This window comes from Methylobacterium mesophilicum, assembly GCF_022179445.1.
Taxonomy (GTDB): Bacteria; Pseudomonadota; Alphaproteobacteria; order Rhizobiales; family Beijerinckiaceae; genus Methylobacterium; species Methylobacterium mesophilicum.
Window position 1 is genome coordinate 45,416 of the sequence record NZ_BPQU01000017.1, and the last position, 25,392, is coordinate 70,807.

A 25,392-nucleotide genomic window follows, 5' to 3' on the forward strand; every position below is an offset into this window, starting at 1 on the left:
GGTCAGGCGGAGGCCGGGTTTAGCGTGATGATCGTCTCGGTGGCCGCATCCACCGCCGCGCGGCCGTAGAGCATCGGCACATGGTCCTGGCGCCCCCAGACGGGAGCCAGGTGGCCGTAATGCGGGCTGCCCGGGTCCCCCGACTGGCCCGGCACGTTGATGAAGACCGACCGGTCCCAGTCACCCACATCCACGACCATGCGGAACGAGGCACCGTGGGTCAGCCGGAACGTGTCGGTCCGGTACTCCGCGTGCATGACCGATGCCGCGGCGCCGCCGACAGGCAGCGGGCCGACATCCCAGGCGAAATCCGGCCGCAGCGGCGAGAGTGGATGCGCGAACAGGGCATGGTGCAGACGCCCCCAGGACCAGGTTGCCGGTTCCTGACCCATGCGGGCACGACAATCCCGGAAAGCGGCGCCCATGGTCTCGATGAGGAGAGCGTCGCGCGTGGCCGGATCGAATCCCATCTCCAGGCGCTCGATCAGGCTCTGCGTGTCGCCGGGCGGCAGCAGGCGATGCGTCTCGGCATCCGGCACCAGTGCCTTCAGCAGCGCCGGGCGCAGATGGCGGCCCCAGAACACCTCGATCAGGGCAGCCGCCGCGGAGTTCTCGTGCAGCGTACCGTCGAACGCGGCCAGCATGGCCCGGGCCGCCGCGACATCGGGATCCGACACCGCCGGCAGCGCGCGGACCAGATCGGCGAGCCACCGGGCCGGCTCGGACAGCGCGTCGCCCTGAAGGGCCTGGGAATCCGCCACGCTGTGCCGGGTCTGCCCGTCGAGCACCGCCCGGATCCGGCGGGCGCGCCAAGGCTCGGCCCACTCGAAACCGACCTTGCGGGTTTCGGTCGGAAAGTCCGGCGGCAGGTTCATCTCGTTGGCGGTAGCGAGGTAACCCTCCGGCGGGTCGATGCGGGAGGGCAGGGCGCTGGAATCGTGGAATCCTGCCCAGTCGTAGCGGCCATCGCCCGGCACCGGCAGCAACCCGTCATGGGCGGGGCGAACCGGCGCCTTGCCGGCCATGAACCAGGCGATCCGCCCGGTCACGTCGGCGTAGAGCTGGTTGACGGAGGGGGCCGACCAGTGGCGTAGGGCCTGCCCGAACGCCTCCGGGGTCGTGGCGCCGAGATAGGCTAGGCTGCCGAGATAGGCGGCAGCACCCGGCTCGGACCAGACCGTGCGCAACGCGAAGGCGCGTCCCCCCGCCTCACGGAGCACCGGACCGTGCCGGGTGAAGCCGAGCACAACGGTCTCATCCGGCCCGCCGCGAACCGGGATCGTTTCGGTTATCCGCTCGATCGGCTCCCAGCCGCCTTCGTATCGGTACCGATCCGGATGCTCGGGATCGGTCTCACACACAAAAAGATCCTCCTGGTCCATCGGCGCAATGGTCAGGCTGAAGGCCGCATGGCCGTTATGACCGATGGAGATACCCGGCAGCGCCGGCTCGCCGGCCCCGATCACGTCGAGGCCCGGAGCGGTGAGGTGGACCGCGTAGCGCAGCGAGGGCTGCAGGTAGATCCGATGCGGGTCGCTCGCCAGGATCGGTCGCCCGGTCTCGGTGCGGGCGGGTCCCACCACCCAATTGTTCGAGCCCTCGGCCGGCTCCTTCGGGGCGGCACGCGGCCCGCGCGTGACGGCACCGTGCGCATCGACCCTGGTCCAGTGCCAGGCCTCCTCGCGCGTCGCCGCCATCCGCTCGGGCGTGAACCCGACCGGGGCGGTGGCCAACCGAAAAGCGTCGAGGAGATCGTCGGGCCAGCCGGCGGCGTCGATCCCGTCCGGGACGACCGGATCGTGGGGCGGGCTGATCCGCTTGCGCAGGTCGTCTGCGGCAAGGCCGGCGTTGCGGGTCTCGGCCCTGGCAAGCACACGGGCGCGGGCGACCTCGGACAGGACGTTGCGCACCAGCCCGTGGCTGCGGATCCGGACCACGTCCTCCGGCAGCCACCGGGACGGGCGCGTGTCCGTCAGGGCGAATTCCGGCGGCAGCAGCGCCGGCCGCGCCTCGGTCAGCACTACGAAGGCGTTGATCCCGTCTACGAAGGCCGTGACGATCGCCCGCGTGTCCTGCGGCCCGTAGGCGGCCCACTCGGCCGCCCTATCCCCGCGATACAGGAACAGCCGGGCGGCGCGATCCTGGGCGAGGTAGCCTGGCCCGAAATCCGCCGCCAGCAAGCCGAGGCCGCGCTTGCGCCAGAGGTCGAGCTGCCACAGCCGGTCCCGGGCGGCGTTGAACCCCTGGGCCCGGAACGCGTCGAGCGTCGTTCCGGCCCGGATATGCGCCACCCCCCAGCGGTCGATCCGGATCTCCACCGGGCCTTCCAGCCCGGTGAGCGGGTAGCTGGTGCGGTTCACAGAGCCACTTCGATCAGGTGCGGGCCGGGATCTGCCAGGGCGTGCTGGAACGCCGCGATGAAGGCCTCAAGCGTCTCCACGCGCAGACCCTCGACGCCGAAGCCCCTGGCGAGGCTGACCCAATCCAGGGCCGGATCGTCGAGGCTCAGCATGCCGATCGCCTTGGGGCCGGGATTGAGCGCGCCGACATTGGTGAGTTCCGCCCGCAGGATCGCGTAGGAGCGGTTCGACCAGACCAGGGTCACAACGTCGAGGCGCTCCCGGGCCTGGGTCCAGAGCGCCTGCACGGTGTAGAGGCCGCTGCCGTCGGCCTGGAGGTTGATCACCTTGCGGCCTGGGCAGGCGATCGCCGCCCCGGTGGCCATCGGGATGCCCAGCCCGATCGACCCGCCGCTGAGCTGCAGCCAGGAATGCGGCGCCGCATCCCGGGTCAGGGCGAAGAAGTTGCGGCCCGTGGTGATCGACTCGTCGCAGATCACCGCGCCCTCCGGGATCAGTGCACCCAGGACTTGGCCGATCGTGTCCTGGTCGAGGGGTCCGGAGGTGGGGAGCTTCGGTCGCGGGTTCACGGCGACAGGCTCGGCGGGCGGTGCTTCGACTGCCTCGGCCAGCCGCTCCAGCGCGTCGATCTGGTCCTCCTCGGGGGCGGCGAGGGTGATGGTCGAGGCTCCCTCCGGGGCGAGCAGGCTCGGCTTGCCCGGATAGGCGAAGAAGCCGACCGGCTGGGTCGCGCCGATCAGGATGATGTGGCGGAAACCCTTGAGGGCCTCGATCGCCTGGTCGATCGGGTAAGGCAGGCGCTCGATCGGCACGGTGCCGGCGCCGCGGTCGATCCGGGCGTTCGAGGTCATCGCCATCAGCGTCGCGCCGGTCTTGTGGGCGATCCGGTCGGCGATGACCCGGCCCTCGCCCCGCACCGCCCGGTCGCCGAGATGCAGGAGCACCGGCTCGCCGCTGGAGAGCGCCGCCACCGCGGCTGCGATCGCCGAATCCTCGGCTCGAGCCCGCTCGGGGATTGCCGGCACCGGCGCGATACCGGTCCCGGGGTCCCACGCGGTGTTGGCCGGCAGGACCAGGGTCGCGACCTGCCCCGGCGCGGTGCGGGCGGCCGCGATGGCGGCGGCGCCGTCCGCGCCGATCTCGGCCGCGCTCATGCCGGTGTGAACCCAGGACGACATCGGCCTGGCCAGTCCCTCGATGTCCGAGGTCAGCGGCGCGTTGTACTCCCGGTGGTAGGTCGCGTGCTCGCCGACGATGTTGACGACGGGTGTACGCGCCTTCTTGGCGTTGTGCAGGTTGGCCAGCCCGTTGGCGAGCCCCGGCCCGAGATGCAGCAGGGTCGAGGCCGGCTTGTCGGTCATGCGGGCATAGCCGTCCGCGGCGCCGGTCGCCCCGCCCTCGAACAGGAACAGCACGCAGCGCATGCCTTCGACCCGGTCGAGGGCCGCCACAAAATGCATCTCGGACGTGCCGGGATTGGTGAAGCAGACCTCGACCCCGCCGGCGACGAGGGTCCGAACCAGGCTCTCGGCCCCGTTCATCGTGGTTGGCGTCCCATCACTCACGGGCAGCTCCCTTCCGGTCCGGCTCGGGCGTCCGGCGAATCGCATTCTTTATTATCGTGGCGCAGCCCGTGCCGAGCGCAAGGGCCGAAACGCGCGCTGCCCGGTCATCGGGCGCCTGGACTATCGCACGATCTGGCGCGAGATTTGCCGCTGGTGTCCCGCAACTTGGACGAACGGGATCCGATGAAACTTCGCCGCTTGATTGCCGCCTCCCTGGCTGGTTCCTTCGCCCTGGTGCCCGCGGCCCGGGCCGAGAGCGTGCTGCGCATCGCCATGACGGCCTCCGACATCCCCACGGCCACCGGGATGCCGAACAACGGCTTCGAGGGCATGCGCTTCCTCGGCTACCCGATCTTCGAGGGTCTGGTGCAGTGGGACCTGAAGAGCACCGACAAGCTCGCCGGCATCGTCCCGGCCCTGGCCGAGCGCTGGGAGCAGGATCCGAACGACAAGACGATCTGGACCTTCCACCTGCGCCGGGGCGTCAGCTTCCATGACGGCACCCCGTTCAACGCCAACGCGGTGGTCTGGAACCTCGACCGCTACTTCAAGAACGACAGCCCGCAATTCGAACCGCAGGGGGCCGGCATCTCCCGGGCCCGGGCGCCCCTGGTCGGGAGCTACAAGAAGATCGACGATGCCACCGTGCAGATCACGACCACGCAGGTCGCGTCGTACTTCCCCGACATGGTCGTCTACCTGCTGTTCACCTCGCCCCAATCGTTCGAGAAGGCGGGCCGCGACTGGGCCAAGGTCGCGGCGCTGCCGGCGGCCGGTACCGGCCCGTTCAAGATCACCCGCGTAGCCCCGCGGGAATCGGTCGATCTGGCCAAGTTCGACGGTTACTGGGATCCGAACCGGATGGCCAAGGTCGACAAGGTCCGGCTGATGCCGATCCCCGAGGCGAATGCCCGGGTCGCCGCCCTGCGGTCGGGGCAGGTCGACTGGATCGAGGTGCCGGCGCCCGACGCGATCCCATCCCTGAAGCAGGCGGGCTTCGCCATCACCACGGGCTCCTACCCGCATGTCTGGCCCTACATCTTCAACATCGGCGCCAAGGACAGCCCGCTGAAGGACGTGCGCGTCCGCCAGGCGCTGAACTATTGCGTCGACCGGGCCGCCATCGTCGAACTGCTCAACGGCACAGCCGAGCCGGCCTCGGGCTGGCTCAACGACAAGGACCCGAATTTCGGCAGCCCGAAGAACCGGTACGTGTTCGACGCCACAAAGGGCAAGGCGCTGCTGGCCGAGGCGGGTTATTCCGATAAAAAACCGCTCAGCCTCAAAGTGATGATCTCGTCCTCGGGCTCGGGCCAAATGCTGCCGATGCCGATGAACGAGTACCTGCAGGAGAACCTGAAGCAGGCCTGCAACGTCGAGCTGAGCTTCAACGTGGTCGAGTGGCAGGTTCTGCTGAATTCGAGCCGGGCGCTGCCGGACGCCCCGAGCCTGCAGGGCTCGATGGCCCTCAACGTCTCCTCGCCCTCGTCCGACCCCAGCGTGATGGCACGCTACTTCGCCGGCGACCGGTTCCCGCCCGGCGGCTTCAACTTCCCGAACTGGAAGGACGAGGCGTTCGACGCCGCCCTCAAGGCGCTCGCCGAGACCGACGACGGGAAGGTGATCGACGCGCAGACGGCGCTCGCCCATGAGCGGCTGGTGGACAACCCGCCCTGGCTGTTCATCGTGCACGACCTCAACCCGCGCGGGATGTCGAAGAAGATACACGGCTTCGTCTCCCCGCAATCCTGGTTCGTCGACCTCACCCTCGTCAGCGTGCAGTGATCCCGATGGCAGACCTGAATCCCGTCGATGCGTCCGCGGCCGAACTCGCCCGGGCGATCGGTTCGAAGTCCTTGTCCCCGGTCGACGCGGTCGAGGCGCTGCTCGGCCGGATCGAGCAGATGGAGCCGAAGCTCCAGGCCTTCACGGAGGTGTTCGCCGCCGATGCACGCCTGGCCGCCGAGGGCGCCGACCGGGCGATCCGGTCGGGCCACGCAGTCGGGCCGCTTCACGGCGTCCCGGTGGTGCTTAAGGACCTGATAGACCTCGAGGGGCGGATCACCATGGGCGGCTCGGCCGCCCACCGGGCGCGCCGGGCGGAGCGCACCGCGACTATCGCCCGCCGGCTGATCGCGCAGGGCATGATCGTGCTGGGCAAGACCCACACGGTGGAGTTCGCCTATGGCGGCTGGGGCACCAACCAGCATCTCGGCACGCCCTGGAACCCCTGGGATCCGGAGACGCCGCGCACACCGGGCGGGTCGAGCAGCGGTACCGGCGTCGCGGTGGCGGCCCGGATGGCTCCCTGGGGCATCGGTACAGACACGGGCGGATCGGTGCGCCTGCCAGCATCCTTCTGCGGGCTCACGGGCCTCAAGGTGACGGTCGGACGCGTCTCGACGTGGGGAATCGTGCCGCTCTCGACCACGCTGGACACGCCGGGCCCGCTCGCCCGCACCGTCGAGGACACCGCGCTCCTCTACGAAGCCATCTCGGGTCCCGACCCGCTCGATCCCACGACCCGGGGGATCGCCCCGGACGCGCCCTGGTCGATCCTCAACCGCGGCGTACGCGGCCTTCGGCTCGGGCGCATGCCGGCGGTCGAGCGCGACGGTGTCGCCCCCGACATGCTGCAGGCCTACGATGCTGCCCTCGATCTGCTGGCCCGGCAGGGGGCCGAGATCGTCGATGTCGTCCTGCCGTTCCGGTTCAGCGACTGCGTCGCCATGAGCGGGATCACCAACGCCGAGGCCTATTTCGTCAACGGCGCCCTCGCGGAGGACCCGGCCTCGCAACTCGGCGACGCCGTGCGGGCCCGGATCCTCGCCGGCGCGACGGTCACCGCCCAGGAGTATCTCGGCACGCTCCAGCGCCGCACCGCGATGAAGCTCGCCTACGCCGCCGCCCTCGATGGGATCGACGCCCTGCTGACGCCGACGACGGAATGCGCCGCCGTAGCCCTCGCCGAGGTCGACGAGACGCACCTGCCGTCCCGGTTCACCCGCTTCGGGAACCTCCTCGACCTCTGCGCCCTGGCACTGCCCGACGGGTTCACCGCCGCCGGTCTGCCGCTGTCGCTGCAGATCGTCTGCCGGGGTTACGACGAGGCGACGGCGCTACGGATCGGCCAAGCCTATCAGCGGGCGACCGACTGGCATCTGCGCCGCCCGCCGGTGTGAGGAGCCGGGCGTCGGGTCGTCCGGACGATCGTCGCCGCCTCGTTCTCCAGCTCATCGGAAAAGAGCGATGCGGCGAGAATGCGTGAAAGCTGCACAGTCGCACCTGTGCTCAAGTGGTGATGCCGGACCAAGCGGCGTCGCGCATTACTTGTTGAAGCAACCCCAAATCCACACGATCAGGGCCGCGAGCGATTTTAGAAGACGGATCGGCGGCTGGAAGCACACGTGCAGAAAGCCGATCAGCACGACCACACAGAGGAAGCCGGACATCAGAGCCGGACCTTCTGCGAGGAGACCGAGCCACCACGTCGCCGCCACGCAAGCGAGAGCGAGGAAGCAGGCGCAGAACGCAACGCTCACGGGGTGTGCCTGCCACCACTGCGCTGTGCTGTCGTCTTCCTGGGATGTCGGAGCCATCTGCGATTCCCACCTATGGGACCGCAACGATCATGCACGGCAACGTCTTGCAGTCATCTTAGCACCCCGGCCCATTCCGGGCGGGTTTACGGCTCGGCTTGGTCGGCGCGGACGGTGACACGGCCATTTATGGTACGGCCCGTCGAGACACGGCGCGAACCCGCGCGCTCAGGCAGCCGGCGCTTGGCCCGACACCACGACGCCGAGCGTATCGAGCAGTGACGACCGCGCCCGGCTGACGCGGCTCTTCACGGTGCCGACCTGGCAGCCGAGCTTGCTCGCGGCCTCCTCGTAGGTGTGGCCCTCGGCGCCGACCAAGAGTAGCGCCTGCCGTTGTGCCGCCGGGAGGGTCCCGAGCCGCTTCCAGACGACCTTGAGGGTGCTGGCATCCTCCTGGTCGGACAGGCTTGTCATCTGGCTCGCGTGGGTGCCATCCACGTCCTCGACCTCGCGCCGGTTCTTGCGCAGCTCCGAGTAGAACTGGTTGCGCAGGATCGTGAACAGCCAGGCGGTGAAGTTCGTCCCCGGCCGGAACCGGGCCTGGTTGGCCCAGGCCTTCACGAAGGTCTCCTGAACGAGGTCGTCGGCCCGGCTCACGTCGCCGACGAGCGACAGCGCGAAGGTGCGCAGCGCCGGGAGCGCCTTGATGATATCGCTGCGGAAGTCGAACGCCACGACCTGACCGTGCGCCGCCACGGCCGCCTCGAAGCGCTCCATGAGGACGGCGAGTTGGGGCGGCAGCGGGTCCTGCTCGACGACCTGGAAATAGTCCCGGATCGGCAGGGCGAGGTGCTGGCCGAGGATCGTGGCGTAGCGAGGCGGGGTGCTGCCCGAGGGGTTCGATCCATCATCGATCATGCGCGTTCCCGGCGGCCGAAGTCTTGGTATATTGGAATGTCTCTAACTCGGTATCTCGGCAATCCTGAACCGTTACCAAACGCTCCTGACAGCAATGGGTAATTTACGCAGACTTGCTGAACGCCGAGGACGGCCTTTGCGCCGTCCCTGTGGCGGCCGAGCGCGCGACGATGCAGAATGCAGGTCGCCAGGAGACCGGGATGAGCCAGGACCACCACCACACCCACGACCATGAGCACCCGCACGGCAGCGATCTGTCGCCGATCGAGGCGCGGGTCCGCGCCCTCGAGTCTCTGCTGACCGAGAAGGGCTACATCGAGCCCGCCGCCCTCGACGCCCTGGTCGAGCTCTACGAGACCAAGGTCGGGCCGCATGCGGGTGCCCGGGTGGTGGCCCGCGCGTGGGTCGACCCCGATTACCGGGACCGGCTGCTGGCCGACGCCACCCCGGCGATCGCCGAGCTTGGTATCGGCGGTCGCGGCGGCGAGCACATGGTTGCGGTGGCCAACACCCCCGAGACCCACAACCTCGTCGTGTGCACGCTGTGCTCCTGCTACCCCTGGCCGGTGCTGGGCCTGCCGCCGGTCTGGTACAAGGCACCGCCCTATCGGGCGCGGGCGGTGATCGATCCGCGCGGCGTCCTGGCCGAGTTCGGCGTCACCATCCCCGAGACGACGCAGATCACCGTTTGGGATTCCACCGCGGAGACCCGCTACATGGTCCTCCCGATGCGCCCTGCCGACACCGAGGGCCTGTCCGAAGAGGCTCTCGCCGCCCTCGTCACCCGCGATGCGATGATCGGTACGGGCCTGCCCGGGTCGCCCCCGCCGGAGATGCCGCGATGAACGGCGCCCAGGACCTCGGCGGCGCACACGGCTTCGGGCCGGTGGTGCCCGAGCCGGACGAGCCGGTGTTTCACGCCGCGTGGGAGCGTCGCGTCTTCGCGATGGCGATGGCCATGGGCTACACCGGTGCCTGGAACCTCGACGGCAGCCGGGCCAACCGCGAGTCGCTGCCGCCCGCGCAATATCTCGCGTCGAGCTACTACGAGATCTGGCTGGCGGCCCTGGAGAAGCAGATCTCCGCCGCGGGCCTCGCCACGCCCGACGAGATCACGGCGGGTCGGGCCTCCGCGTCGGCCAAGCCGGTGGCGCGGGTGCTCGCCCGGGACGGGTTGGAGGCACGCTTCCGGGCCGGCTTCCCGAGCAGCCGCGATCCCGCCGCGCCCGCCCGCTTCGCGGTCGGCGACGCCGTCCTCGCCCGGAACGTCCACCCGACCGGGCATACGCGGCTGCCGCGCTACGTCCGCGGGCGGCGGGGCCGGATCGAACGCATCGACGGCGCCTTCGTGTATCCCGATACCAACGCCTACGGCGCGGGCGAGAACCCGACGTGGCTGTACACCGTCAGCTTCACGGCCCGGGAACTGTGGGGCGACAGCGGCGACCCGGGCGGGATCGTCACGGTGGCGGCGTTCGAACCCTACCTGGAGGCGGCGTGATCGCCCCGTCGCCCAAAGCCTTCGCGGCTCCCTGGGAAGCGCAGGTCTTCGCCCTGGTGGTATCCTTGCAGGAGGCCGGGCTCTTCACCTGGACCGAATGGGCCGAGCGGCTCGGCCGGGAGATACGGCCGGCGGACGGACCGGAACGGGCGGCCGATTACGGCGCCTGGCTCGCGACCCTGGAGACGATCCTGGCGGAGCGCGGGGTAGCACCATCAGACAGCGTGGCGGGGCGGACCGAGGCGTTCCTCCGCGCCGCCGAGGCGACGCCGCACGGTCAGCCGATCCGTTTGGAGAACGATCCGCTCTACCGGCCCTGATCCAGGAGGCTGTCGAGGGGCACCGGGGCGGCGTGCGGCCGGCCGGCCAATTGCGCGTCGATCAGCGCCAGAACCTCGCGCCGCCCGCAATTCTTCGCCGCTTCGAAGGGCGTCCAGGTCTGATCGAATTCGAATTGTGCGAAGACTGCGCGGTAGCGCTCCAATTCCTTCGCGGTAAGCGGCACGCCGCGGACGAAGGCCTTGTGCGCCGAGATCGTCGTGGCCCGGCGCGGGTCGGCGGGGTCCAGCTCGAACTTCAGCGCGTCGCCGCAGAAACAGATGTTCCGCGCCCGGTCGAACAGAACGGCGTGACCGTCGAAATGGCCGGCGGTGCGGTGCAGTTCCAGACCCGGCAGAGGCTCCAGGACGTCGTCGTAGGGCCAGCTCACCTGCAGCGCCGCACTCCACGTGAAGTCGGCCGCGGGCAAGCACAATTCCGGGTCGAACCGGTCCTGCAATTGCACGAGGGCGCCGTAGGCATGCGGGTGCGAGGACGAGAGCACCTGCATACCGCCGAGCGTCTCGATCTGGTCCAGGGCGGCCTCGCTGAAGACCGGGCAGCCCTCGAAGCCCATGTTCCCGTTCTCGGTCCGGATCAGGTAGGCGGAGGGGCCGATGCCGGAGACGGGCTCGTTCCAGAATCGCCACACGCCGGGCTCCAGCTCCTGCCAGTGGCAGGGAAAAGCGTCCTGCGCCTCCCGGGTGGTGCGGAACCGCCAGCCGTCTTGCGGGACCACGTGGCGTGCGTCGAGGCACATCGGGCAGGACGGGGGCGCCTCGAAATGGCGCTGCCAGAACCCACAATTGTCGCAGGTGTAGGCGGGCAGATTCAGGGCGCCCGCGAAGGGCAGGTAGCCGGGCATCGTCTCAAGCCTCTCCTAGCGAATGATCCCGGGGGGTTCCAAAGGGCATCGCCCTTTGGCGGTGTTCGGGGGCGGTGCCCCTGAGTATCCAGAGCGAAGCTCCACCGCAGGGCACTGCCCTGCACCCGCAAAAGGTCTCAGACCTTTTGAAACCAGACCGTGTCTAGCGAGTCCGGTCGGGTAGCGCAGCCCGCCGCGACCGACTGGTCGCCAAGGCGGCGCCGGCGAGGCCCAGCAGCGCCAGCCCGGCCAGGCCACCGACCACCGCGTCGCGGGTGCGGCTGGTCACGAACTCGCTGCGGGTCGATTTCATCCGGTCGTTGAACCGCCCATCGATGCCGACATCGCCGGGCACCGGATCGAACAGGTTGCCCGTCATGTCCGGAATCGTCGTGTCGGACAGCTGAGCCGACCACATCGTGGCAGCCTTGCGGTCCGCCAGCGTGGGGGCGAGCGCCTGCGCGGCGGCCATCATCATCGACGAGCGCCCGACCCAGACCTCCCGGCGCGGATGTTCGGCGGCGTACACGATCGCCTCCGCGCAGAGCCGCGGATCGAACACCGGATCCGGGGCATACTGGCGATGGCCGGTGCGGTTGCGCGCCCAGTTGAACTGCGGCGTGTTGACGGCCGGCAGGTAGACCACGCTGAGGCTGACGGCGACGTTGTCGTGGAGCAGTTCGCACCGCAGGGCGTCGGTGAAGCCGGAGACGGCGAACTTGGCCGCGCAATAGGGCGCTTGGAGCGGTGCCGCCCGGATCGCCAGCCCCGAGGAAACCTGGATGATCGCGCCGCGGTTGCGCCGCTTCATGTAGCGGAGCGCCGCGAGCGTACCGTAGACCTGGCTCAGGTAGGTGGTCTCGGTGACCCGCCGGTACTCGTCCGGCGTGATCTGGTCGGCCGGGTTCACCACGGTCGCCATGGCATTGTTCACCCAGGCGCGGATTGGGCCGAGTTCAGCCTCGATCCGGGCGGCGGCCGCATCGACGGCCTCGGGATCGGCGACGTCGGCCGCGATCGCCAGGACCGGCTGGCCGTAGGCGGCAAGCGCTCGCTCGGCGGCGGCGACCCGCGCGGGATCGCGCGCCACCACCGCCACCGACCATCCGCCGGCGGCGAAGCGATGCGCGGTCGCGAGCCCGATTCCGGCGGTCCCTCCGGTAACGACTGCAACCCGTGCCATACTGGCCTCGCCTGAGTGGAGAAAATCGCAGCGGCAACGGGTGCCGACGCCCACGGTTGCGCCGCACCGCCGTGCCGGAACGTCACGGCCGCCGGTCTTTTTGGAACCCGGCGCGCAACATCCGACACCGAGCGCTGTTGATCCTGCGTAGTCGCGCGCCATCGCAGCGCGACCGGCCTTCGAGGATCGCAGCCATGCGATACGGACGACGGTTCTCCCTACCGATCGATCCTTGGCCGCAAGCCTCGCTCGGCGAGCGGATGTCGGTCGGCCTGGTCCTGACCTTGTTGCTGGCGGTGCCGATCTGCGCGGCCAGCGCCGTGATGGTGGTGAGCGCGACGATCGCGGCCTACATCGCCTGGTCCTACGATGTCGGCGCGTCGCTGCGGAACCTGATGGAACGCCAGGTCAGCAGGCTCGCCGACAGGCACGGCCGGACCGTCCGGAAGGTTTGAGCAGTCGAGGCGAGCGCGATCGGCGGCCGGGACGACGGGGTTGTTCTGAGAACGACCTCTGCAAAGACCAAGCATCGTGAGGCAGGGGGACAATCCGCCGCCGCAAACACCCTGAAGGAGCTGTCTGTTTTCGCCCGCTATCTCAGAAACAGGGCAGCTCCGGACAGCGACCGCTCAACGCCATCACCGTGCCACGCTCGACCGCGCCAGCAACAGCCCGAACCCGACCAGCAAGACGCCGAACACCCGGTCGATCCAGTGGCGCACGGCGAGGAGGCGATCCCGGACACGCCCCGCGGAGAAGAACAGGGCGACCAGCGCAAACCACAGGATGTGCGCGCCCGAGATGAAGGCACCATAGCCGATCTGCGTCGCCAACGGCGTCGATGGCTGGACCACCTGCATGAACAGGCTGACCACGAAGACCGTACACTTGGGATTGAGTGCGTTGGTCAGAAAGCCGATGCGCAACGCCTCAAGATCCGACGGCACGACAGGCGCAGCGGACGGTGCATCCGAGGTCGGCACGGCGCGCAGCATCTTGATACCGAGCCAGATGAGATAGGCTGCGCCGACCAGCTTGAGCGCATTGAACAACCAGATGGATTGCTGGATCAGTATGCCGACGCCGAGGATCGTATAGGTGACATGCACCAATACGCCCGCGCCGATGCCCAGCGCCGTCAGCAATCCCGCGCGGCGCGATAGCAAAAGACTGTTCCGCGTCACCATCGCGAAGTCGGGGCCGGGACTTATCACGGCCAGAATGGTAATGGTGATGACGGCGAGCAGTTCGGTCATGGTGACCTCGCAGAGGTGATGGCGGGCAGCCAGCGACAGGAGTTCATACCGGACTGTCTTTTTCAAGATCCCGGAGCTGCGCTTGTTCGGGAATGTCTTGAGTCGGGCGCCCTAAGATCGCTCACGGCACTCGGTTGTGCGCCACAGATAGCCGAGGCGAGGGAACGGAGATGTCCGGAATAATCCTCAGGTTGGCCGCGCGGTCAAAGCACCTCCCGCGCGGCTGCTCGCGCATCGCCTGTGGTTGAGGGCGCACACCCGATGTCCGCGGGCCAGGTTGGCCGTGGCTTGACCGTCCTTACACGCGCAGCGGCGCAACCCGGGGCAGCCCACGATCCCCGAACCATCGCGCATCACCGGGTCGTTTCCTTGCGCGCGTAAGGACGACATCGTCGGAATGACGCGCGAAACGGTGTATGGCGGCCCCGCAACCACCGCGTGACGCAGGTCCGATTTGACCTCGACGCATCGAGTGGGCCAGTCAGGTTCGGAACCGAGAGATCGCCATGTTCCGTTCCCTGATGAGTGCCCGGCGCTTCGCGCCGCTGTTCTGGTGCCAGTTCTTCTCGGCGTTCAACGACAATTTCCTCAAGAACGCGCTGGCCTTCCTGATCCTGTTCGGGATCGGCGGGCAGGCGGATGCCCATGCCGGCGTCCTGGTCACCTTGGCGAGCGCGGTGTTCATCGGGCCGTTCTTCATTCTGTCGGGCCTGGGCGGGCAATGGGCCGACCGGTACGACAAGGCGCTGATGGCCCGCCGGCTCAAGTTCGCCGAGATCTTCGCGGCCGGCACCGCGGTGCTCGGCTTCCTGCTGCACTCGGTACCGGTATTGTTCGTGGCGCTGGGCCTGTTCGGGACGATCGCGGCCCTGTTCGGCCCGATCAAGTACGGGATCCTGCCGGACCACCTGCGCCGCGAGGAGCTGCCGGCCGGCAACGCGCTGGTCGAGGCAGCGACCTTCCTGGCGATCCTGCTCGGCACCATCGCGGCCGGCGCGGCCTCGGCGATGGGCGGCTCCGGCCTGGTGTTCGGTGCCCTGGTGATGGGCTTCGCGGTCCTGTGCTGGCTCTCGGCCCGGATGATCCCGCCGACCGGGGAGGGGGCACCGGACCTGCACGTCGATCGCAACGTGGCGCGCTCGACGGCCTCGCTGCTGCGCGACCTCTGGGCCGACACGCGCCTGTGGCGCGGCTCCCTGACGGTGAGCTGGTTCTGGCTGGTCGGAGTCGTGGTGCTGTCGCTCCTGCCGGTCCTGGTGCGCGACGCCTTCAACGGCACCGAGACCGTGATCACCCTGCTGCTGGCGCTGTTCTCCGTCGGCATCGCGGTGGGATCGGGGCTCGCCTCCTGGCTCGCCAGCGGCCGGATCGTGCTCCTGCCGACGCCGGTCGGCGCGGTACTGATGGGACTGTTCGGCCTCGACCTCGCCTGGACGATCGGACACCTGCCGCCGCCGCCCGCAGAGGCGATCGGACCTTCCGACTTCCTGCAGACCGGGTACGGCCTGCGCACTGCGATCGGCTTCCTCGGCCTCGCCGTGTCGGGCGGCCTTTACATCGTCCCATCCTTCGCGGCCGTGCAGGCCTGGACCGAGAAGGCGATGCGGGCGCGCATCATCGGGGCGGTCAACGTCGTGACCGCGGCGTTCATGGTGGCCGGCACCCTGGCGCTGGCGGCCCTGCAGGGTGCGGGCCTGTCGAGTGCGAGCCTACTCGCGCTCGTGGGCGTGCTGAACCTGATCGTCGGCGCCGTGGTGTTCGCGACCCTGCCGACCAGCCCGTTCCGCGACGCGCTCTCGATCCTGTTCCGGGCCTTCTACCGGCTGGAGGTCCGCGGGCTCGACAACGTCGCGGCGGCCGGGCCGAACTGCATCCTGGCGCTCAACCACGTCTCGTTCCTCGACGCGCCGCTGGCGCTGTCGCTGCTCGATCAGGAGCCGGTCTTCGCGGTGGACAGCGGGATCGCGCAGCGCTGGTGGGTGCGGCCGTTCCTGCGGGTGACCAGGGCGATGCCCCTCGACCCGACCCGGCCGCTCGCCACCCGGACGCTGATCAACGCGGTCAAGAGCGGTGAAACGCTGATCATCTTCCCCGAGGGCCGGCTCACCGTCACCGGCAGCCTGATGAAGGTCTACGACGGCGCCGGGCTGATCGCCGACAAGTCGGGTGCCATGGTGGTGCCGGTGAAGATCGACGGGCTGGAGCGTACCGCGTTCTCGCGCCTGTCCCGCGGGCAGGTCCGCCATCGCTGGTGGCCCAAGGTGACCGTGACGCTGCTGCCGCCGGTGCGCCTCACCGTGGACCCGGCGCTGCGCGGCAAGGCCCGGCGCCAGGCGGCCGGGGCGGCGCTCTACGGCATCATGTCCGACCTGCTGTTCCGCACCGCCGACACCGACCGGGGCCTGATGGCAGCGCTGATCGACGCCGGGGACCGCCACGGTTGGCGCCGCACCGCCGTCGAGGACCCGGTCACCGGCCGCCTGTCCTACAGCCGCCTCGTCCTCGGCGCGAACGTGCTCGGCCGCAAGCTGATGTCGCTCGCCCCGGAAGGCGGCCGGATCGGCGTGATGCTGCCCAACGCCAACGGCGCGGCCGTGACCCTGTTCGCCCTGGCCTCTGCGGGCCGGGTGCCGGCGATGATCAACTTCTCCGCCGGCGCGGCCAACGTGCTCTCGGCGTGCCGGGCGGCGCAGGTCGACAAGATCCTCACCTCCCGGGCCTTCATCGAGAAAGGACGGCTCGGCAGCCTGATAGAGGCGATCAAGGGACAGGTCGAACTGATCTACCTGGAGGACGTGCGCGCCACCGTCACGACGCCGGACAAGATCCGCGCCCTGCTGGCCGGGCGCAAACCTCTGGTACGGCGCACGGGCGAGGATCCGGCCGCGGTCCTCTTCACCTCGGGCAGCGAGGGTACGCCCAAGGGCGTGGTGCTGGCCAACCGCTGCATGCTCGCCAACGTGGCCCAGGTGGCGGCCCGGATCGATTTCGGGCCGACCGACAAGGTGTTCAACGTGCTCCCGGTGTTCCACGCCTTCGGGCTGACCGCCGGGCTGGTCCTGCCCCTGGTCTCGGGGGTGCCGGTCTATCTCTACCCGTCGCCGCTGCACTATCGGATCGTCCCGGAGCTGATCTACGGCTCCAACAGCACGGTCCTGTTCGGCACCGACACGTTCCTCGCCGGCTACGCCCGGGCCGCGCACGCCTACGACTTGCGCTCGCTGCGCTACGTCGTGGCCGGGGCCGAGGCCGTGAAGGAAACGACCCGCAAGACCTGGGGCGAGAAGTTCGGCCTGCGCATCCTGGAAGGCTACGGCGTCACCGAATGCGGGCCGGTGGTCGCCCTCAACACGCCGATGTTCAACCGATTCGGCACGGTCGGGCGGATCCTGCCCGGGATCGAGACCCGCCTGGAGCCGGTGCCCGGAATCGACGATGCCGGACGCCTGTCGGTTCGGGGACCCAACATCATGCTGGGCTACCTGCGGGCGGAAAAACCCGGCGTGCTGGAGCCGCCGCCGGGCGGCTGGCACGACACCGGCGACATCGTGGCGATCGACGCCATGGGCTTCGTGACGATCAAGGGCCGGGCCAAGCGCTTCGCCAAGATCGCCGGCGAGATGGTTTCGCTCGCCGGCATCGAGGCGCTCGCCGCCGAACTCTGGCCGAACCAGCCGAGCGCGGTCGCGGCGGTGCCGGACGCGCGCAAGGGCGAGCGGCTGGTGCTGTTCACCCAGGAGAAGGGCGCGACGCGCCCCGCCTACCAGAGCTTCGCCAAGGAGCGTGGCGCCTCCGACGTAGCGATCCCCGCCGAGGTGGTGGTGCTGGACGCGATCCCGATGCTGGGCAGCGGCAAGGTCGATCAGGTCTCGGTGGTCAAGCTCGCGCACGAGCGAGCGAAGGAAACGGCGGCGGCCTGACCCTGTCGCGCCGCGTCCCCCAAACGGGGGATGCGTGCAGCGACACGTTGGCATGGTATCACGAATACAGTCATGATTCGATCAATCTTCAGTGATCGAGAATCATGGACTGGAATTCGCGATTCAGGCGCGTGTCGACGAGGGGTTGATCATGCACAAGGGCAAGCGATTTCCGATCTGGCTGACGCGGCGGGCCTATTTCAGGCGTCTCGAACGCTGGGCCAAGCTCGGCAAGGCGCGCAAGCCCGCGCCGCAGAACATCGCGATCGAGCCCGTCATGCTGTCGTCCAACGTCGTGCCGTTCCCGCTCCACCTGGCCCAGGCGGGCCGGCCGGCCTTCCCGGATCTGCGCGGCGTCGGCATCGGCTGAGCCGGCGCCCCGGGCCTTGCCTGCCGCGGCGGATCGGTGAATCTGTGCGCTCTGGTAGACCCGGGATCTGGAGGATGCGTGCCGCACCAAGGGCCCGATCCCGGCGCGGCCGCCGCGTCCCGGCTTCGCCGTGCGGTGCGCAGGGGCCTCGCGATGGCGGCGCTTCTGGCCGGGCTCGTCATGGCCGGCGCCGGGCTGGTCTGGCACTACGCCGTTTCGCTGCCGCCCCTCGACCTGGCGGCGGCCTCGGCACGCTCCACCGTCGTGCTCGACCGGGCCGACACGCTGCTGCGCCCCTTCGCCACCGCGGACGGCCGCTGGCGGCTTCCGGCCAGAGCTGCGACCGTCGATCCGCGCTACCGGGCGATGCTGCTCGCCTACGAGGACCGGCGCTTCGAGACCCATCCCGGCGTCGATCCGGTGGCGATCCTGCGGGCCGCCGGCCAATGGCTGGGGCATGGCCGGATCCTGTCGGGGGGCTCGACCCTGTCGATGCAGGTCGCCCGCCTGGTCGAGCCGCGCCACGGGCGTTCGCTGGAGGCCAAGCTCCGCCAGATGGTCCGGGCGGTGGCGCTGGAGCGGCAGCTCGGCAAGGCGGCGCTGCTCGACCTCTACCTGGCGCTCGCCCCCTATGGCGGTCCCCTCGAGGGCGTCCGGGCGGCGAGCCTGGCCTATTTCGGGCGCGAGCCGGCGCGGCTGACGGCAGCCCAGGCGGCCTTGCTCGTCGCCCTGCCGCAATCCCCGGAGACCCGCCGGCCGGACCGCTTCCCGGGGCGCGCCCGGGCCGCCCGCGACCGGGTGCTGGATCGGGTGGCCGGGCGGGGGCTGATCAGCATGGCCGAGGCCGCCGCCGCCAAGGCCGAGCCGATACCGGCCGGGCGCAAGCCATTCCCGATGCTGGCCGCCCACGCCGCCGAGGAGGCGGTCGCGGCCGAGCCCGGGACGGCGGTGATCCGCCTGTCCATCGACGGGCGGCTGCAAGCGCGCCTCGAAGACCTGGCCGCCGAGCGCGCCGCCGCGACCGGACCGGCCCTCTCGGCAGCTATCGTCGTGCTCGACAACCGCGACGGCCGGGTGCTGGCCCAGGTCGGCAGCCCCGGCTACCTGGATCCGAGCCGCCGGGGCGCGATCGACATGACCCTGGCGGTGCGCTCGCCGGGCTCGGCCCTGAAGCCGTTCATCTACGCCATGGCCTTCGAGGACGGGCTCGCCCATCCCGAGACGTTGCTGGAAGACCGTCCCGCCCGGTTCTCCGCCAGCTACGCACCGGAGAACTTCGACCTGACCTTTCAGGGAACGGTCACGGCGCGGCGCGCCCTGCAGCTCTCGCTGAACGTGCCCGCGGTGGCGCTGATGGAGGCGGTTGGGCCCGCGCGCTTCATCGCCCGTCTGCGGGCGGCCGGCGCCGGGATCCAACTGCCCCGCGAGGCCGCCCCGGGCCTGCCGGTGGCGCTGGGCGGCCTCGGCATCACGCTCACCGACCTCGCCCGGCTCTATGCCGGCCTCGCCCGGGGCGGCGGGGTGCCCGACGTCCTGCGCCGGGCCGGGGGAGCCGCGGGAGCGGGTGCGGAGCGCCGGGTCACCGAGCCGGTGGCGGCATGGTACGTCGCCGACATCCTGCGCGGGACGCCGCCGCCGGAGAACGCATTGTCGAGCCGCATCGCCTACAAGACCGGGACGTCGTTCGGCTATCGCGACGCCTGGGCGGCGGGGTTCGACCGGCACGTCACCGTGGCCGTCTGGATCGGGCGGCCCGACGGCGCCGCGGTCCCCGGACTCATCGGCCGCGTCGCCGCGGCCCCGATCCTGTTCGATGCCTTCGCGCGCCTCGGGATCGAGCCCGAGCCGGTCCCGCAGCCCCGCAACGCCCTGAGCGCCACCGGGGCCGGCGGCCTGCCGCCGCCGCTCCGGCGCCTGCGGCGCGACGGGGCGGAGACGGCCGGCCCGTCCCTCAAGATCGCCTATCCCCCGGACGGGGCCCGGATCGATCTCGGCCTCGCGGCCGAGCAGGCCGGGCACGGGGAGGGTGGTCCGGGCCTCGCCCTCAAGGCGCTTGGCGGCGTCCCGCCGCTGACCTGGCTGGTCGATGGCCAGCCGGTGACCCAGACGCCCCGCCGGCAGGCCGCGTGGGTCCCGAACGGCGCCGGGTTCGCGCGGATCTCGGTTCTCGATGCCACCGGAGCGAGCGACAGCGTCTCCATCCGCCTGGAGTGAAGTGGCGCCTCAGCGTTGCCGACGATCAGAGGCGCTGGGACGCGACATTATGTGCGGACCAATACGCTCGACGATGTCAGTCTTCATGGCGGGATTCATCGGTCATCAACGAATACCGGCCTAATGCTGGCCGGTGAGGTCGGTGATGGCTTGGAAGGTCGGCGCCGCGATCGCGGGGCTTCTCGGGTTGGTGGGTGTGACGGCCGGACTCGGCGGCGGTGCGGATCCGCGCCGGGCCAGCTGGCGTGAGACCTATCGGCCGCCCGCCGAGATCCCGTTCCCGGACGAGAACCCCTACTCGGCCGCCAAGGCCGACCTGGGCCGGCGGCTGTTCTTCGATCCGATCCTGTCCGGAGACGGCACCCGGTCTTGCTCCACCTGCCATCTCCCGGATCTCGGCTGGGGGGACGGACGCGCCCGCGCAGCGACGCGGATGCAGGGCGACATGGACCTGCGCACGCCGACGCTGATCAACATCGCCTGGCAGGACGGCCCGATGGGCTGGGACGGCAAGTTCAAGACCCTCGAATCCGTCGCGGCGATGCCGATGATCTCGCCGTCCAACATGAACCTGCCGATGGCCGACGCGCTCGCCCGGCTGTCCGCCGATTCGAGCTACGCGGCCGCCTTCGCCACCGCATTCAACGATCCCGCCATCACCCGGGACCGGCTGGAGGCGGCGCTGGCGACGTTCGAGCGCCTGATCGTGACGGGGACGAGCCCGTTCGACCGCTGGATCGCCGGCGACGAAGCTGCCATCGCCGAGCCGGCAAAGCGCGGTTTCGACCTGTTCAACGGCCGGGCCGACTGTGCCGGCTGCCATTCCGGCTGGTCGTTCACCGACAACTCGTTCCACGATATCGGGGTCGGCACCGGCAACGATATCGGTCGAGGCCGCTTCAAGCCCACATCGGTCGCCCTGCGCTACGCTTTCAAGACCCCGACCCTGCGGGAGATCGGCCACCGGGCCCCCTACATGCACGACGGCTCGCTGGCGACCCTGGAGGCGGTGATCGACCTCTACGACCGTGGCGGGATCGACCGGCCGAGCCGCTCCCGAGCGATCAAGCCGCTGCATCTCAGCGCGACGGAGCGGGCGGACTTGCTAGCGTTCCTCAAGACGCTCTCGACCGAAGCGGCCCCCGACCTGACGACGGCATCGTTCACGACCGCGGCCCCGGCGCCGTGACGGCGGCAGCGTAAATCACCGCGTCATTCCAGGGCGCCGCAGGCGAGCCCGGAACGACACGCGGGCTGCTTTGGCGCTACGGCGATACCCAACCCGCGGACACGCATCGTGTTGTGTGCCGACCGACGCCGAGCCCTCATAGGATCGCGACCGCGAACGTCAGCGCGCCAGACCAGGCTGCGGCACTCCGGTCGCGCGCCGCTCGCTCGCTTCCGGCGCGGCGCCGATACGAGCCTCGATGCCCGCGTAGCGGTGGGAGAGGTTCGCGAGGCTGACGATGATCCACACGCTCGCCAGCACGCTCGCCGACATCACGCCGAGAAGGACGTAGACCGTGCGGGTGTTGCGCCGCACTTCGACCGAGAGGTCGTGGGCGAGGTCCCGGTTGCCCTGGAACAGGGCGTCCCGCGCGGCGACCAGCTCGTTGTGCATCTCGCTGATGACGTGGGTGGCGTTGTAGAGCAGCAGCAGGTGGACGACGAAATCGTCGTCCGTGGTGGTGTTGAGGGCGGCCGCGACGCGCACGGCGAGCTGGCGCTCCCAAGGCAGGAGCTCCCGGCCGTGAACCGTCCGGTAGAACCGCTCGAGGTTGTTCACGGACGGAAGGCCTCGCGCCAGGCCGTGTGGAAGTTGCGCCGCAGGCGCCGGCCCTCGACGCGCAGGCGCATCGGCGCGGTGGTCGCTAGTTCCAGCCAGGTCGTGTGCTGGATCCGCAGCGCCTCGATCAGGCGCTCGCCGATCCGCTCGATCTCGGTGGCGCGGAAGTTCGGTTGCGCCCGCAGCTGCCGCACCACGTCGGAGGCCTCCAGATAATCGAAGTTGGTCGCCTGGGCGGTGTTCTTAGCGAGGATCGCCCGGTCGCATTCGAGCAGCAGCGGACGGAGCTCCCGGAGCACGTCGAGGGCGGTGGGATCGACGGCGCCGGCGGCCACGACCACGCAGAGGCGAATCTTCTCCTCGCGGCAGCTCTCGACAATGATCTCGGTGCTGCGCCGGGTCGTCTCGGTGTCGCCCGCCGGGAAATCCACCACGACGAAGCGCTCGGCCGCGTCGGACACGCGCTCGATCAGGTCCTGGACCAAGGTCGGATCGACGCGGCCGGTGGAGTCCTCAGCCCGCAGGCGCTGCCGGAAGCAGGACACGCCCGGACGGCGCGGCACGAAGTTCTGGCTGCCCGGATCGGTCTCGCGCATCAGCGCCGTGTGGAAGTGCCGGTTGGCCGGGTCGGTGTCGACCGCCAGGACCGGCCCGACCTCGGCGCAGAGATCCGCGATCTGCAACGCGATGGTCGTCTTGCCGACGCCGCCCTTGCCGCCGAGGCACAGGATCAGGACCTTGGTGTTGCCCGGGCCGAGCAGATCCTGCTGGATGTCCTGAAGCTCGGACGGGGTGTACCAGGCCGGAACCTTGAGCTGCGTGACGTCGATCATGAGAGTCTCCTTGACTTGATGGGCACAGGTCGGTGTCCGCGCGGGCGCCGCTGCGCCGTGCCGGGACGGTCCTGCAGGGGTTTCAGGGTCGGTATCGTCGATCCGGGCTCGTCCGGCGGGCAGCCGGGCCGCTCCCCTGCGCGCGGCCGATCGCCGACTGGGACGCGGTGAACGGGCCTCGCGACGGCGGGAGAACGGGGCCGCGGTTGCGGGCGAGTGGACCGGGCACGCTCAAGCCGCCGGTCCGCCCAGGCATCGGCCGACCGCTCGTCCACCGCCCGATGTCCGGCGGTGCCAGCGCCCCGGCGCAGAGGCCGCAGGATGGCGGAACCGGACGTGGCCCCGCCGGGGCATCGCGCCGTGCAGGTCGGGACCCGAAATGTTTGCCCTCGTCAAACCTTGCACTCCGTTGCCGGCCCAGGGCCGCAGCGGGACTGCGTCCGTTCGTCGTCTGGCCAGCGTCGCGCAGGACCGAGAGTTCGCTCAGCGCGGCGCGCGAGGCAAGCCCATAATCCGAACTGTTGACAGCTTATCCGCAAGATCGATCGCAAATTTGGAGACTCATTTTTGAAAAATTGTTTCCAACTTCGATGATAGCCAGCAAATCACGGTATATAATACTTCAATATTTGACGGCTTTGATTTTTGTTGCGCAAATCAAGACGACATCGAAGTAAAAATATTTGAAAATACACGAATGATGGATGTTGATCATTGAGGAACGTCATGATCGCGCTGCTCACGGCGCGTCGGCAGATCCCGTCCCGGAACACGATTGCGGTTGCCGGTGGAGCTCAGGACGGTGGACGGCTTGCCGTTTCAGGATGCGGGATCAGGCCGTCGCGGAACCAGCAACGCTTGAAATCCACAGCGTTAACCTTCCACTCATATTCGTTAATAAACCATTGGCGAGAAGCCTATTAACCTATCTAAATAGAGCGGTAACCACGGTGTCGACATGCACCGGTGAGGCTCCGATGCTAGCAATCAAGACAAAGCGCACGTCAGCCGGATACGCTCTCGCCACCGCCGGAGTCGCGAGCCTGGCGGCAACCGGCGAGGCCCAGGCCCACGTCAAATGGTTCTGCGCCTACGACGTCGCCGGGCAGCCCCAGGGCCTCGAGCAGGTGCTGTGCGCCAACTTCGAGGGGCTGACCGTGCTGGCCCTGGTGTGCCTGATGTTCGGATGCCTGGCCGAGGGCACGCCGCTGGGCGGCGCCCTGCTCAACGCGCTGGATCGCGTGACCACCCGGGTCCGGACCGACACCGAGCTGCTGGTCCGTGCCACGCTGGGCTTCTTCTTCGTCTCGCTCTGGGAACTCGGCGGCATCATCCTCACCCCGGAGCTCAAGACCGACGTCGCCTGGATCCCGTGGTTCCAGCTCGCGCTGGCCGCCTGCCTGATCTGGCGGCGGACCATGCCGCTCACCGGCCTGGGCATCGTCTTCCTGTTCAGCTTCGCCACGGCGCAGTACGGCGTGTTCCACCTCGCCGACTACCCGATCTTCCTGGGGGTGGCCGTCTACCTGATCTGCCGCGGCCTCGACCTGTCGCCGTTCGGCCTGCGTCCGCTCGACATCGTCCGCTGGACCGCCGCCATCACGCTGATGTGGGCGTCGATCGAGAAGTGGGCCTATCCGGAATGGACCGCACCGCTGATCGCCGCCAAGCCGCAGATGACGCTCGGCGCCACCCCCGAACTGTTCATGCAGGCGGCCGGCGTCATCGAGTTCACCCTGGCCTTCGCACTGCTCTGGACCCCGCTGGTGCGGCGCGCCTCGGCGATCATCCTGGCCGCGATCTTCGTCTCGGCGGTGTTCGAGTTCGGCAAGGTCGACGCGATCGGGCATTCCGGGATCATCGTCGTGCTGTTGGCGATTGCGGCCGACGACGTGCGGATTGCGGTGCGCGCCCGCCACGTGGTGCTGGCGCCGGCTTGGTACGGGGCCGCCCTCGCGCTGTTCCTGTTCCTCTACTACGCGGGCCACGCGGCCCTGTTCGGCGGGCTCGACGCCCTGCCGGTGATCTGAGGCGCGGATCAGCGCGCCGCAATCAGCGGCGCGAACACGTCGGTCAGGCCGGTGATCAGGATCTGGGTCCCGACGCAGAGCAGCAGGAACGCGAACAGGCGGCCGGTCACCCGCGCCCGGGCCGGGCCGATCAGCGCCACCACCCGGTCGGCCGAGGCGTAGATCAGCGCCACCGCGAGCGCCACGACGAGAGCCGCCAGGGTGACGCCGAGATAGAAGCCGAAGCGGTCCGCGTAGGCGGCGGGCCGGTTCGCCCCCAGGGTGATCGCCACCGCGATGGTGCCGGGCCCAGTGGTGAACGGCAGCGTCAGCGGGAAGAATGCGATCTCGGCCAGCGGCCCCGGCGCCGGGTCGCGGCTCGCCTCGATCAGGGTCGTCGCCCCGCGATCCTTCGAGCCGGACGCCTCGGCCTGCTTGCGTGCCTCGCGCGCCTCGGGCCGGTTGAGCTGGGTCCAGGCCGAGGACATCACCACCAGCCCGCCCGCGATCCGCAGGGCCGCCAGGGTCACCCCGAAGAAGTTGAGGATCGGCGTGCCGGCCCAGAGCGCGCCGAGCATAACCAGGGCGGCATAGACGCCGATCTTGCGCGACAGCAGAACCCGCTCGGCATGGCTGTAGGCGGTGGTCACCTGCGCGAAGATGAAGGCCCCGCCGATCGGGTTCACGATCGCGATCAGGCCCGAGAGGGCGAGCAGGAACTGCTGGATTGTGAAATCGATGCTCATCAGGGCCGC

General features: G+C 69.6%; 21 protein-coding genes. 11 read left to right on the plus strand and 10 right to left on the minus strand.

Annotated features, from left to right (window positions below):
- Window positions 1–2: 2 nt before the first annotated feature.
- Entirely contained in the window at window positions 3–2,360 is a 2,358-nt protein-coding gene (locus MFF40_RS17310) for a penicillin acylase family protein (RefSeq protein ID WP_238261508.1), read from the minus strand.
- Window positions 2,357–3,901 (minus strand): acetolactate synthase large subunit, encoded by a 1,545-nt coding sequence (locus MFF40_RS17315; RefSeq protein WP_147896494.1) that lies wholly within the window; start codon window positions 3,899–3,901, stop codon window positions 2,357–2,359. Before MFF40_RS17315 ends, MFF40_RS17310 begins: the two co-directional genes overlap by 4 nt.
- Window positions 3,902–4,108: 207 nt before the next feature.
- On the opposite strand from MFF40_RS17315, the gene MFF40_RS17320 reads away from it, so the two are divergent.
- Entirely contained in the window at window positions 4,109–5,710 is a 1,602-nt protein-coding gene (locus MFF40_RS17320; RefSeq protein ID WP_147855905.1) for an ABC transporter substrate-binding protein, read from the plus strand.
- Between the two features lie 5 nt (window positions 5,711–5,715).
- On the plus strand, window positions 5,716–7,107 hold the full coding sequence (locus MFF40_RS17325; RefSeq protein WP_147855904.1) for an amidase: 1,392 nt from the start codon (window positions 5,716–5,718) through the stop codon (window positions 7,105–7,107).
- A 144-nt stretch (window positions 7,108–7,251) separates the two neighbouring features.
- On the opposite strand, the gene MFF40_RS17330 is transcribed toward MFF40_RS17325, so the two are convergent.
- Both MFF40_RS17330 and MFF40_RS17335 read right to left on the minus strand, forming a co-directional pair.
- Window positions 7,252–7,524, minus strand: a complete 273-nt coding sequence (locus tag MFF40_RS17330) for a hypothetical protein (protein WP_147855903.1) — start codon at window positions 7,522–7,524, stop codon at window positions 7,252–7,254.
- A 168-nt stretch (window positions 7,525–7,692) separates the two neighbouring features.
- A complete protein-coding gene (locus MFF40_RS17335; protein WP_147855902.1) occupies window positions 7,693–8,382 on the minus strand; it encodes a sigma-70 family RNA polymerase sigma factor in 690 nt (229 codons plus the stop codon).
- A gap of 200 nt (window positions 8,383–8,582) precedes the next feature.
- Between MFF40_RS17335 and nthA the strand changes: the two genes are divergently transcribed.
- From nthA to MFF40_RS17350, 3 genes are read left to right on the plus strand one after another with little or no spacing between them, the layout of a single operon-like run.
- A complete protein-coding gene (gene nthA / locus MFF40_RS17340; RefSeq protein ID WP_147855901.1) occupies window positions 8,583–9,227 on the plus strand; it encodes a nitrile hydratase subunit alpha in 645 nt (214 codons plus the stop codon).
- Window positions 9,224–9,883, plus strand: coding sequence for a nitrile hydratase subunit beta (gene nthB, locus MFF40_RS17345; protein WP_147896478.1), 660 nt, complete (start codon window positions 9,224–9,226; stop codon window positions 9,881–9,883). The genes nthA and nthB overlap by 4 nt, the downstream gene beginning before the upstream one ends.
- A complete protein-coding gene (locus MFF40_RS17350; protein WP_147857281.1) occupies window positions 9,880–10,203 on the plus strand; it encodes a nitrile hydratase accessory protein in 324 nt (107 codons plus the stop codon). The genes nthB and MFF40_RS17350 overlap by 4 nt, the downstream gene beginning before the upstream one ends.
- On the opposite strand, the gene MFF40_RS17355 is transcribed toward MFF40_RS17350, so the two are convergent.
- Both MFF40_RS17355 and MFF40_RS17360 read right to left on the minus strand, forming a co-directional pair.
- Window positions 10,191–11,066 carry an MBL fold metallo-hydrolase gene (locus MFF40_RS17355; protein WP_147857282.1) on the minus strand — a complete coding sequence of 292 codons (876 nt, stop codon included), beginning with the start codon at window positions 11,064–11,066 and terminating at the stop codon, window positions 10,191–10,193. The genes MFF40_RS17350 and MFF40_RS17355 overlap by 13 nt on opposite strands.
- 163 nt (window positions 11,067–11,229) lie before the next feature.
- On the minus strand, window positions 11,230–12,249 hold the full coding sequence (locus MFF40_RS17360; protein ID WP_147896477.1) for an SDR family oxidoreductase: 1,020 nt from the start codon (window positions 12,247–12,249) through the stop codon (window positions 11,230–11,232).
- Window positions 12,250–12,443: 194 nt separating this feature from the next.
- Here MFF40_RS17360 and MFF40_RS17365 point away from each other — a divergent pair, with 194 nt between their 5' ends.
- Window positions 12,444–12,704: a hypothetical protein gene (locus MFF40_RS17365; RefSeq protein ID WP_147855832.1), complete on the plus strand. Its 261-nt coding sequence runs from the start codon at window positions 12,444–12,446 to the stop codon at window positions 12,702–12,704.
- A 183-nt stretch (window positions 12,705–12,887) separates the two neighbouring features.
- Here MFF40_RS17365 and MFF40_RS17370 read toward each other — a convergent pair whose 3' ends face one another.
- Window positions 12,888–13,505, minus strand: a complete 618-nt coding sequence (locus tag MFF40_RS17370; protein WP_147855831.1) for a LysE family translocator — start codon at window positions 13,503–13,505, stop codon at window positions 12,888–12,890.
- A 506-nt stretch (window positions 13,506–14,011) separates the two neighbouring features.
- Between MFF40_RS17370 and MFF40_RS17375 the strand changes: the two genes are divergently transcribed.
- From MFF40_RS17375 to MFF40_RS17390, 4 genes are all read left to right on the plus strand, one after another.
- Window positions 14,012–17,425, plus strand: coding sequence for an acyl-[ACP]--phospholipid O-acyltransferase (locus MFF40_RS17375; RefSeq protein WP_147855830.1), 3,414 nt, complete (start codon window positions 14,012–14,014; stop codon window positions 17,423–17,425).
- A gap of 151 nt (window positions 17,426–17,576) precedes the next feature.
- The gene (locus MFF40_RS17380; RefSeq protein ID WP_147855829.1) at window positions 17,577–17,795 is read left to right on the plus strand and encodes a hypothetical protein; all 219 of its coding nucleotides are present in this window, start codon (window positions 17,577–17,579) and stop codon (window positions 17,793–17,795) included.
- 153 nt (window positions 17,796–17,948) lie between these two features.
- The gene (gene pbpC, locus MFF40_RS17385) at window positions 17,949–20,009 is read left to right on the plus strand and encodes a penicillin-binding protein 1C (RefSeq protein WP_187278038.1); all 2,061 of its coding nucleotides are present in this window, start codon (window positions 17,949–17,951) and stop codon (window positions 20,007–20,009) included.
- 145 nt (window positions 20,010–20,154) lie between these two features.
- Window positions 20,155–21,198, plus strand: a complete 1,044-nt coding sequence (locus MFF40_RS17390; protein WP_147896474.1) for a cytochrome-c peroxidase — start codon at window positions 20,155–20,157, stop codon at window positions 21,196–21,198.
- Between the two features lie 159 nt (window positions 21,199–21,357).
- On the opposite strand, the gene MFF40_RS17395 is transcribed toward MFF40_RS17390, so the two are convergent.
- Complete coding sequence (locus tag MFF40_RS17395) at window positions 21,358–21,795, minus strand: hypothetical protein (RefSeq protein WP_147854092.1); 438 nt, start codon at window positions 21,793–21,795, stop codon at window positions 21,358–21,360.
- Window positions 21,792–22,628, minus strand: coding sequence for a nucleotide-binding protein (locus MFF40_RS17400; protein WP_147854093.1), 837 nt, complete (start codon window positions 22,626–22,628; stop codon window positions 21,792–21,794). Before MFF40_RS17400 ends, MFF40_RS17395 begins: the two co-directional genes overlap by 4 nt.
- Before the next feature lie 977 nt (window positions 22,629–23,605).
- Here MFF40_RS17400 and MFF40_RS17405 point away from each other — a divergent pair.
- Window positions 23,606–24,658, plus strand: a complete 1,053-nt coding sequence (locus MFF40_RS17405; RefSeq protein WP_147896472.1) for a hypothetical protein — start codon at window positions 23,606–23,608, stop codon at window positions 24,656–24,658.
- Window positions 24,659–24,666: 8 nt separating this feature from the next.
- On the opposite strand, the gene MFF40_RS17410 is transcribed toward MFF40_RS17405, so the two are convergent.
- Complete coding sequence (locus tag MFF40_RS17410; RefSeq protein ID WP_147854094.1) at window positions 24,667–25,383, minus strand: MarC family protein; 717 nt, start codon at window positions 25,381–25,383, stop codon at window positions 24,667–24,669.
- Window positions 25,384–25,392: the final 9 nt, after the last annotated feature.

Excerpts from the sequence above, each read along its gene's own strand:
- MFF40_RS17315 (WP_147896494.1), bottom strand. The coding sequence starts at position 3,901 with ATGAACGGGGCCGAGAGCCTGGTTCGGACCCTCGTCGCCGGCGGGGTC.
- MFF40_RS17320 (WP_147855905.1), top strand. The coding sequence starts at position 4,109 with ATGAAACTTCGCCGCTTGATTGCCGCCTCCCTGGCTGGTTCCTTCGCC.
- MFF40_RS17325 (WP_147855904.1), top strand. The coding sequence starts at position 5,716 with ATGGCAGACCTGAATCCCGTCGATGCGTCCGCGGCCGAACTCGCCCGG.
- MFF40_RS17330 (WP_147855903.1), bottom strand. The coding sequence starts at position 7,524 with ATGGCTCCGACATCCCAGGAAGACGACAGCACAGCGCAGTGGTGGCAG.
- MFF40_RS17335 (WP_147855902.1), bottom strand. The coding sequence starts at position 8,382 with ATGATCGATGATGGATCGAACCCCTCGGGCAGCACCCCGCCTCGCTAC.
- nthA (WP_147855901.1), top strand. The coding sequence starts at position 8,583 with ATGAGCCAGGACCACCACCACACCCACGACCATGAGCACCCGCACGGC.
- nthB (WP_147896478.1), top strand. The coding sequence starts at position 9,224 with ATGAACGGCGCCCAGGACCTCGGCGGCGCACACGGCTTCGGGCCGGTG.
- MFF40_RS17355 (WP_147857282.1), bottom strand. The coding sequence starts at position 11,066 with ATGCCCGGCTACCTGCCCTTCGCGGGCGCCCTGAATCTGCCCGCCTAC.
- MFF40_RS17360 (WP_147896477.1), bottom strand. The coding sequence starts at position 12,249 with ATGGCACGGGTTGCAGTCGTTACCGGAGGGACCGCCGGAATCGGGCTC.
- MFF40_RS17365 (WP_147855832.1), top strand. The coding sequence starts at position 12,444 with ATGCGATACGGACGACGGTTCTCCCTACCGATCGATCCTTGGCCGCAA.
- MFF40_RS17370 (WP_147855831.1), bottom strand. The coding sequence starts at position 13,505 with ATGACCGAACTGCTCGCCGTCATCACCATTACCATTCTGGCCGTGATA.
- MFF40_RS17375 (WP_147855830.1), top strand. The coding sequence starts at position 14,012 with ATGTTCCGTTCCCTGATGAGTGCCCGGCGCTTCGCGCCGCTGTTCTGG.
- MFF40_RS17380 (WP_147855829.1), top strand. The coding sequence starts at position 17,577 with ATGCACAAGGGCAAGCGATTTCCGATCTGGCTGACGCGGCGGGCCTAT.
- pbpC (WP_187278038.1), top strand. The coding sequence starts at position 17,949 with ATGGCGGCGCTTCTGGCCGGGCTCGTCATGGCCGGCGCCGGGCTGGTC.
- MFF40_RS17390 (WP_147896474.1), top strand. The coding sequence starts at position 20,155 with ATGGCTTGGAAGGTCGGCGCCGCGATCGCGGGGCTTCTCGGGTTGGTG.
- MFF40_RS17400 (WP_147854093.1), bottom strand. The coding sequence starts at position 22,628 with ATGATCGACGTCACGCAGCTCAAGGTTCCGGCCTGGTACACCCCGTCC.
- MFF40_RS17405 (WP_147896472.1), top strand. The coding sequence starts at position 23,606 with ATGCTAGCAATCAAGACAAAGCGCACGTCAGCCGGATACGCTCTCGCC.
- MFF40_RS17410 (WP_147854094.1), bottom strand. The coding sequence starts at position 25,383 with ATGAGCATCGATTTCACAATCCAGCAGTTCCTGCTCGCCCTCTCGGGC.